This is a genomic window from Synechococcus sp. HJ21-Hayes (genome assembly GCF_024345835.1).
Lineage (GTDB): Bacteria > Cyanobacteriota > Cyanobacteriia > PCC-6307 > Cyanobiaceae > Vulcanococcus.
Genome location: NZ_JAGQBW010000038.1, coordinates 1 through 5,780 on the forward strand (window position 1 = coordinate 1; position 5,780 = coordinate 5,780).

At 63.7% G+C, this 5,780-nt stretch carries 8 protein-coding genes and 1 pseudogene; 2 read left to right on the forward strand and 7 right to left on the reverse strand.

All coding sequences use genetic code 11. The annotated features are described in order from the left end of the window. Positions 1-99 precede the first annotated feature (99 nt). From KBZ14_RS15645 to KBZ14_RS15670, 6 genes and pseudogenes are all read right to left on the reverse strand, one after another. Positions 100-966, reverse strand: coding sequence for an RAD52 family DNA repair protein (locus KBZ14_RS15645; protein WP_255119277.1), 867 nt, complete (start codon positions 964-966; stop codon positions 100-102). A gap of 83 nt (positions 967-1,049) precedes the next feature. Further along, entirely contained in the window at positions 1,050-1,703 is a 654-nt protein-coding gene (locus tag KBZ14_RS15650; protein WP_255119278.1) for a siphovirus Gp157 family protein, read from the reverse strand. Positions 1,704-1,767: 64 nt separating this feature from the next. Further along, positions 1,768-2,256, reverse strand: a complete 489-nt coding sequence (locus tag KBZ14_RS15655; RefSeq protein WP_255119279.1) for a hypothetical protein — start codon at positions 2,254-2,256, stop codon at positions 1,768-1,770. Between the two features lie 517 nt (positions 2,257-2,773). Beyond that, on the reverse strand, positions 2,774-2,977 hold the full coding sequence (locus KBZ14_RS15660) for a hypothetical protein (RefSeq protein ID WP_255119280.1): 204 nt from the start codon (positions 2,975-2,977) through the stop codon (positions 2,774-2,776). A 67-nt stretch (positions 2,978-3,044) separates the two neighbouring features. After that, positions 3,045-3,263: a DUF3104 domain-containing protein gene (locus KBZ14_RS15665; RefSeq protein WP_255119281.1), complete on the reverse strand. Its 219-nt coding sequence runs from the start codon at positions 3,261-3,263 to the stop codon at positions 3,045-3,047. Positions 3,264-3,577: 314 nt separating this feature from the next. Beyond that, positions 3,578-4,015, reverse strand: a pseudogene (locus KBZ14_RS15670) (transposase); the annotation flags it as partial. Between the two features lie 157 nt (positions 4,016-4,172). Here KBZ14_RS15670 and KBZ14_RS15675 point away from each other — a divergent pair. Further along, on the forward strand, positions 4,173-4,376 hold the full coding sequence (locus tag KBZ14_RS15675; RefSeq protein WP_255119282.1) for a hypothetical protein: 204 nt from the start codon (positions 4,173-4,175) through the stop codon (positions 4,374-4,376). Between the two features lie 135 nt (positions 4,377-4,511). On the opposite strand, the gene KBZ14_RS15680 is transcribed toward KBZ14_RS15675, so the two are convergent. Next, complete coding sequence (locus tag KBZ14_RS15680; protein ID WP_255119283.1) at positions 4,512-4,916, reverse strand: cupin domain-containing protein; 405 nt, start codon at positions 4,914-4,916, stop codon at positions 4,512-4,514. 142 nt (positions 4,917-5,058) lie between these two features. On the opposite strand from KBZ14_RS15680, the gene KBZ14_RS15685 reads away from it, so the two are divergent. Further along, positions 5,059-5,469: a hypothetical protein gene (locus KBZ14_RS15685; protein WP_255119284.1), complete on the forward strand. Its 411-nt coding sequence runs from the start codon at positions 5,059-5,061 to the stop codon at positions 5,467-5,469. Positions 5,470-5,780: the final 311 nt, after the last annotated feature.

Consider the following 5,780-nt stretch of genomic DNA (forward strand, 5'->3'; position numbering starts at 1 on the left):
TGGAGCCGAACAGGCGAACTTCACTGCCAGGAATGGCCTGGTGGATCAGGGCTGCCATCGCTGTCAGCCGCTGCTCGATCGATGGCGCGTTCAACGCGGTCATGAGGCCATTCTGCTGGGTTCGATCGTCTCGGCCAGGAAGCCCTCAATCCAGCGCTGGTGGCGGCTGGTGGTGATCAACCCCGCCAGGGAGGGCTGGGCAGCGGGCACCTGGAAGGCCGAGCGAAAGCCCCTGGAGAAGGCCTCGAGGTGAGCAGGGGCCAGGGCTTTGATTCGCTCCTGCAGGGCCGTGATCGCTGCAGATTCCAGTGGGCCATCGGTGGCCGCAGCTGAACTGCTCACCTGGCGTTGCTGCTTGTCGTAGAGCGCCAGGCCAAAGGGATTGCCAAAGGTCATCAGGGCCCGTTTGGTGGCATCGGTCTCGGCTTCCTTGAGCGCCGATTCATGGGCCAGGCCCAGGTCGGAATCGATGCCATGGCCGGCACCGGAGCCTTCTCGGATGAGGGTGCGCTGGCCGGCGGTGATGGTGATGCGCACGCGGGCGATGTAGGTCACACCCCAACCGTTTTTGCGATCACGGCCGATCGGACGCTCGTGTTCAGCCACGCAGCGGCTGATCAGGGTGGAGCGCTGCCAGCCATCAAAACCAAAGATGCGGTTGGCTTCTGCGATCACCTGCCAACCCTCGAGGTAGCTCACCCGGCTGCGGCCCTGCTCCCGCTGGCGCACGTTGGCGCGATCGAGCGGAGCCGAAAGCAGGGCGATCTGCCGTGTGGAGAAGCCGGCTACGGAACCAAGGGCGCCCTGGTCGTGGGGTGTCGCCGGTGGGGGCGATGGTTGAGCACTGGCTGCCTCTTGGCTGAGGGATGCGCGCAACTGCTGCAGCGCGGAAGCTGGCCGACTGGTGGCGCTGCGGCGGATGGGAGCCGAGTGGGTCGCAGGTGTTGCGGTTGAGGTGATGGCCATGGCGATGAATCGGTGTGTGTGGAGTGAGGAAAAAGACGTGGGGCCCGCCACTGCAAAACCCCATATCGAGGCCCCCCTGGGGGCTAGGTGATGGACCAGTGGCGGCGTTTGATGAGGCGTGCGCCGGGGATGGCGGTGGCGGAGAGGGAGAAGGCGAGGTGAGCGGCTTCTGCTTTGGGAAGGCCTGAGGTGGCAGCTGAGATCAGGGCGCGGATGCGGGCCTTGATCGAGGTTTTGTTGGGGGTGGTGGTGGTTTTGGTGGTGACGAGGTCTGGGGGGAGGAGATCGGGGTCATCGATCTCGATGGCTTCTGTGGTGCGAGAAGAGAGGTGGTGATCGGTGAGGTGATGGGAGGTGGCGGAGGGGTTGAGGCGAGAGAGCAGATGGATGAGGGTGGATTCGAGGGCATCAGCACGGTTGTCTTCTCGTTTGGCCAGGGCTGAGAAGCGCGTGGCTTGGGCGAGGTGGTAGCTGGCTTCTGCGCGGAGGCGCTCGATCACCCAGCAGGTGGCATCGGCCTTGCGGATGAAGGCCTCGCGTTTGTTGTCCTCGAGGGCCAGGGATTCCTCCAGGTCAGCGATGGCGAGGGCGCGTTCGTCGTCGTCCTCGGTGTCGAGGCGTTCGGAGAGGCGAGCAATCCAGTGGGTTTCAGCCTGGAGATCGGTGCCGAGCTCCCAGAGGGTGGGCAGCTGGGCACTGGCATCAGGAGCGGTGGTGACAGGAATGGCGACAGACATGGCTGCGTTGCGGTGGGTGTGTGAGGAGAGAGAAGAAGGACAAGGAAGACATGGAGCAGGGGGCTTATGCCGCCGCCTGGATCTGGAGCACCTCGATCGGGATGGCCGAACGCCGGCTGAGGCGCCGGGCCTGATCCACCAGGGAGGCAGTGCCGCGGGAGCCGGGGAAGGCGATCACGAGCAGGCCAGCGCCCAGGGGCAAGGCGGATGCCAGATCAAGGGAGCGCTCGAGCATCTGGCGGTTGCGGATCGGGCCAGCGGCGCGGCCGTGCTGCTGCCAGGCGGCGGGGCAAGCGATCCGCAGCCAGCCGAGCTGATCGGCAGCAGCGGAAATGGCCTGATCAGCGCCGCGGGCATCGCCATGGAAAAGCGACTGCACCAAGCGGCCACGGGATGCGCTGAGCAGATGGGTGGCAATCAGCTCGGAAGGCCAGGTGAGATCACGGCCACCACCAGCCACGATCACCAGCTGGCCACGGCCAGGGAGAACGAGCGAGCTGAATGCAGAAGCAGCAGGCGGCGCCAATGCGGCGGCCTGGGTGAGCGAAAGCATAGGAAGAAAAAAGAGCGCAGAAGGATTTCTTTCAAGGGCTCCGGCAACAGCGGAGACCATCCCTTGATCACCTCTTGATTGTATCAGTACGGGCGTACTACGCGCCAGGTGAGACGGGGTCTGCAGGGCTCGCTTCTTGAATCTTTACGGCACTAGATCTGGACGCTGAGAGCACAGCAGTGCGGCAACTCTTCTGAGAGCTGAGCAACAGAAAAGTTCCCAGAACGCAGCCATTGCAACCGCTTCTAGGTACCTCAGACAGGCCCCAAAGCGCTGAGCCACCGCAGCCGCGGGAGGGGGCGATGCGACACGAACCAATGCCACACATCCCGGCGGCGGCAAGGACAAAGCGATTACGCGAGCGCCAGGGCCGGTGTCCGCGCAGCGGCTACGCCGGCTCGCGCAGCCCTGGCGCCGTGTGACATCCTGAATCACCTGCCGCCGGGTGGCGATCCAACATCTTTTTTGATGTTGTTGGTTCAGTGTTGATGCTCAGAATGCTGGCGACTACTTGATCTCAGCGAGGCGCCGCTTGAGAAGATCTGGAGAGTGCATCGCTCACCCATGCAACACGCCCCTTCCCACCAGGGCCAGGGCCTTTATCGGTGGTGATTCTCAATGCCTTCACCAGCTCGAACACACTCGAGCGACTGAGCGGCAGTGGATCCACCAGCTCAGCCAGCCGCACACCGTCCACAGCGGCGGCGGCAGACGATGCCATCGGTTCAGTGTCGGCAGAGTCGCCAGACAATGCCAGACCCTGCCACCACCGGCAACCGCAGGGCCGCTTATCCCTCCCCCCGCCGCTCAAGAACAGCCGTCACAGAGTCGGCATTGACCGTGCGGATCACGCCTGTATCAACGCAGGCGATCTGGAACAAGCTGTTGGCGCTGCACCTGGCACCTCCCTCGCGGTGGATGACATGCCCAACCCACCAATCGATGCCAGAGGACTCGACGATCACCGAGTCACCAACCCGGACGGACAGAAAGACAGGCCTATCCACAAGCGGCGAGAACTAGTTCACCCGTTCTAGCAACCTCTCGGGTCATCGGCGGCAGGCGGCAAACCAGATGGGCTTCATGCGGCTTGTTCTGGCCTTGACGGCCAAGGCGGATCATCGCCGTCATCCATCACGTCGGCGCCACTGCCTTGGGCAACCCGCAGCTCATCGCGGCGGCGGTGTGCGGTCCTGCCGGTCGGCGTCTGCACCTTGACGGTGGCCTCGGCCGTGTCAGCCACCACCGTGAAGCCATTACCCCATTGGCGGGTGCGCGGGTCCAGCACCTCGACTCGCTGCCAGTTGCAAAACAGCTCCACTAGGTGGGTTTTGACGGTCTCAAAGATCTGCTCGCCCAGCTTGTGCTTCTCCAGCAGGTGGCGGAAGGTCAGGATCGTCGTCTCATCAGGGATCCGGTCACTGATCAGCTCGATGCCAGCAAAACGGCGCATGGTGGGGACCTCGATCAGGGCCTCTTCCATGGCCGGGTCGCTGAGCGAAGACCACTGCTGCAGGAGATGAACCCACAGCATCGTGGCCAGCGGATAGGGAGGCCGGCCTCCTTTCTGACTCGCTTTGGGGTCGTGGGGCTCGATTAGCTCGATCAGCGCCTGACACCAGGGCACCACCACCTCCATCTCGGAGAGACACGTCTCCCGTTGGGTCTGCTTCTAGTGGCTCCGCCACGCTCGACCGTTGGTCGAGGTAGGGGCGGTGGTGAGCTCATCATCCGAGAAGCCGAACTGTTTGCCGCCCATCACCCCAGTCCCGCTCTGCGATCACAGGGCGATTGTCCCGCGAATGGCGCTGGTTTTACAGAGTCTCCCTCGAGATGGGCGCGGCGCATCCTCAACTCGTCTAAGCAGCGGCAGCACGGATGGTGCCACCCCTTTTTCCGGTAGCTACCAGTGGAGGATGGCCACCTTCCTTCCCACTGCTGAAGCTCTACGCCAGATAGCGAAGGCCCTGGACCGTGATCCAAGCGATCCAGTCGTGTTGCAGGTGTTCGATGTGATGGTGCTGCGCGGCAATCTCAAGCCGTTTCGCCCTGGCTGGTGGGAGGTGGAGCGGCTTACCGACCATCAGCTGCGTGAGATTGCGTGGCGCAACGGTCGATAACAAGCTGCGCGTGTGGGCTACCTGACTCAGGCCGTGACCACGTCCCCCAATCCATAGAGGCAACCTTCCGGTTGACCATCAGGCTGGCGCAGTTGACCCATTCTCGTAGAGACGGGCCGATGTTTGAGCGAACTCTTAACGCGCTTGTGGCTGATTAGGGGCCAGGATCACATTGCTCTGATCATCGGCATCAGCGCGAGCCTCGATGGCCACAACAGGGCGATCACTCACATTCATGGGCTGGTGCCACACGCCCGCTGGAATGAACAGAAAGTCACCAGCTTGGTTGTCAACCACAACCTCCCCGTTCAACCCGATCAGGGTGCGGGCCTGGCCCTCGAGCACGTAGATCACCGTTTCAGCGTTGTGGTGCTGATGCCTGAGGCCTTGGGTGCCTGGCTGCAACACGATGCGGTTCATCGACAGCTGCTTGGAGCCTGCTGTGGCCTGGGAAATGCCCCGAAAGATTTCGACCCGCTGCTTGGTGATGGTTGGGGCGCTCGTGCGCACCGTGGTGACGCCACCGCTGTTGGGAGCCACGATGGTCTGCGTGGAGGCAGCTGGCCGAGGCGCCCCTACGAGCGGATGGGAGAACGCGGCCGCAGGCAGTGCCAGCGTCAAGCCGGCGAGCACAACTCTGCTGAGGCGCTTCCGCTGAGCGAGTGATGGGCGGGGCATCGTGATGGCTGACCGCAGGTTCAGACGCTCCAGGCTCCTGGTTGGTTGTAGCAGCGCTCGCGATAACCGGCTCGAGCACATCCAACAGCGCCTGCAATTCCGCCTGCGGCTGCCGCTGCAACACCGCGATTACCTCGTCTCCGGCAGTAGCCGCCTGGCTGAGCACCGCACCCAATGCGCCAGGCAACTGATCCGCCAACTGCAAGGCCATCCCAGCGATCTGGCCATCCACGGCCACCATCGCCAGGCTGCTGAGCCATTCCACCGCTACACGGCAGGCAGGATCCTGGATCGCAAGGCACTGCAGCAGTTCGCGGCACTCTGGTGCATGGATGAACAGGCGCAAGGCGCGGTGCTCGGCCCGTTGGCGGGCGGTGGAGGCGCAGGTATCGATCACCGCAGTCGCTGCAAGTAAGGTTCCGCTGGTCTGACTACCACTGCCGCGTAAGGCCAGCTCCAGCCGTTGCTCAGCTGACCGGCGCAACACCCCATCGGGCAGCTGCTCGAACAGGGCCTGCCCGGCCTGCTCTACGGCCTGGAGGGTTTCAAGCGATACCTCGCCGCTGTTTGTCGCCAGTGGAGCCAGAAGCCGATCGATGCGCCACTCCAGCCAGTGCCGGGCAGAGGCGATCAAGCCCTCCATGGCCTTTGGCCCCTGAGCCCGGAGCAAGCCATCAGCGTCTTGCCCCTCGGGCAGCTGCACCACCGAGGCGCTCAACCCACCGG

What these genes read in the sequence shown, in the direction of transcription:
- KBZ14_RS15645 (WP_255119277.1), bottom strand. Translation starts at nt 966, where the DNA reads ATGGCCATCACCTCAACCGCAACACCTGCGACCCACTCGGCTCCCATC.
- KBZ14_RS15650 (WP_255119278.1), bottom strand. Translation starts at nt 1,703, where the DNA reads ATGTCTGTCGCCATTCCTGTCACCACCGCTCCTGATGCCAGTGCCCAG.
- KBZ14_RS15655 (WP_255119279.1), bottom strand. Translation starts at nt 2,256, where the DNA reads ATGCTTTCGCTCACCCAGGCCGCCGCATTGGCGCCGCCTGCTGCTTCT.
- KBZ14_RS15660 (WP_255119280.1), bottom strand. Translation starts at nt 2,977, where the DNA reads ATGGCATCGTCTGCCGCCGCCGCTGTGGACGGTGTGCGGCTGGCTGAG.
- KBZ14_RS15675 (WP_255119282.1), top strand. Translation starts at nt 4,173, where the DNA reads ATGGCCACCTTCCTTCCCACTGCTGAAGCTCTACGCCAGATAGCGAAG.
- KBZ14_RS15685 (WP_255119284.1), top strand. Translation starts at nt 5,059, where the DNA reads ATGGCTGACCGCAGGTTCAGACGCTCCAGGCTCCTGGTTGGTTGTAGC.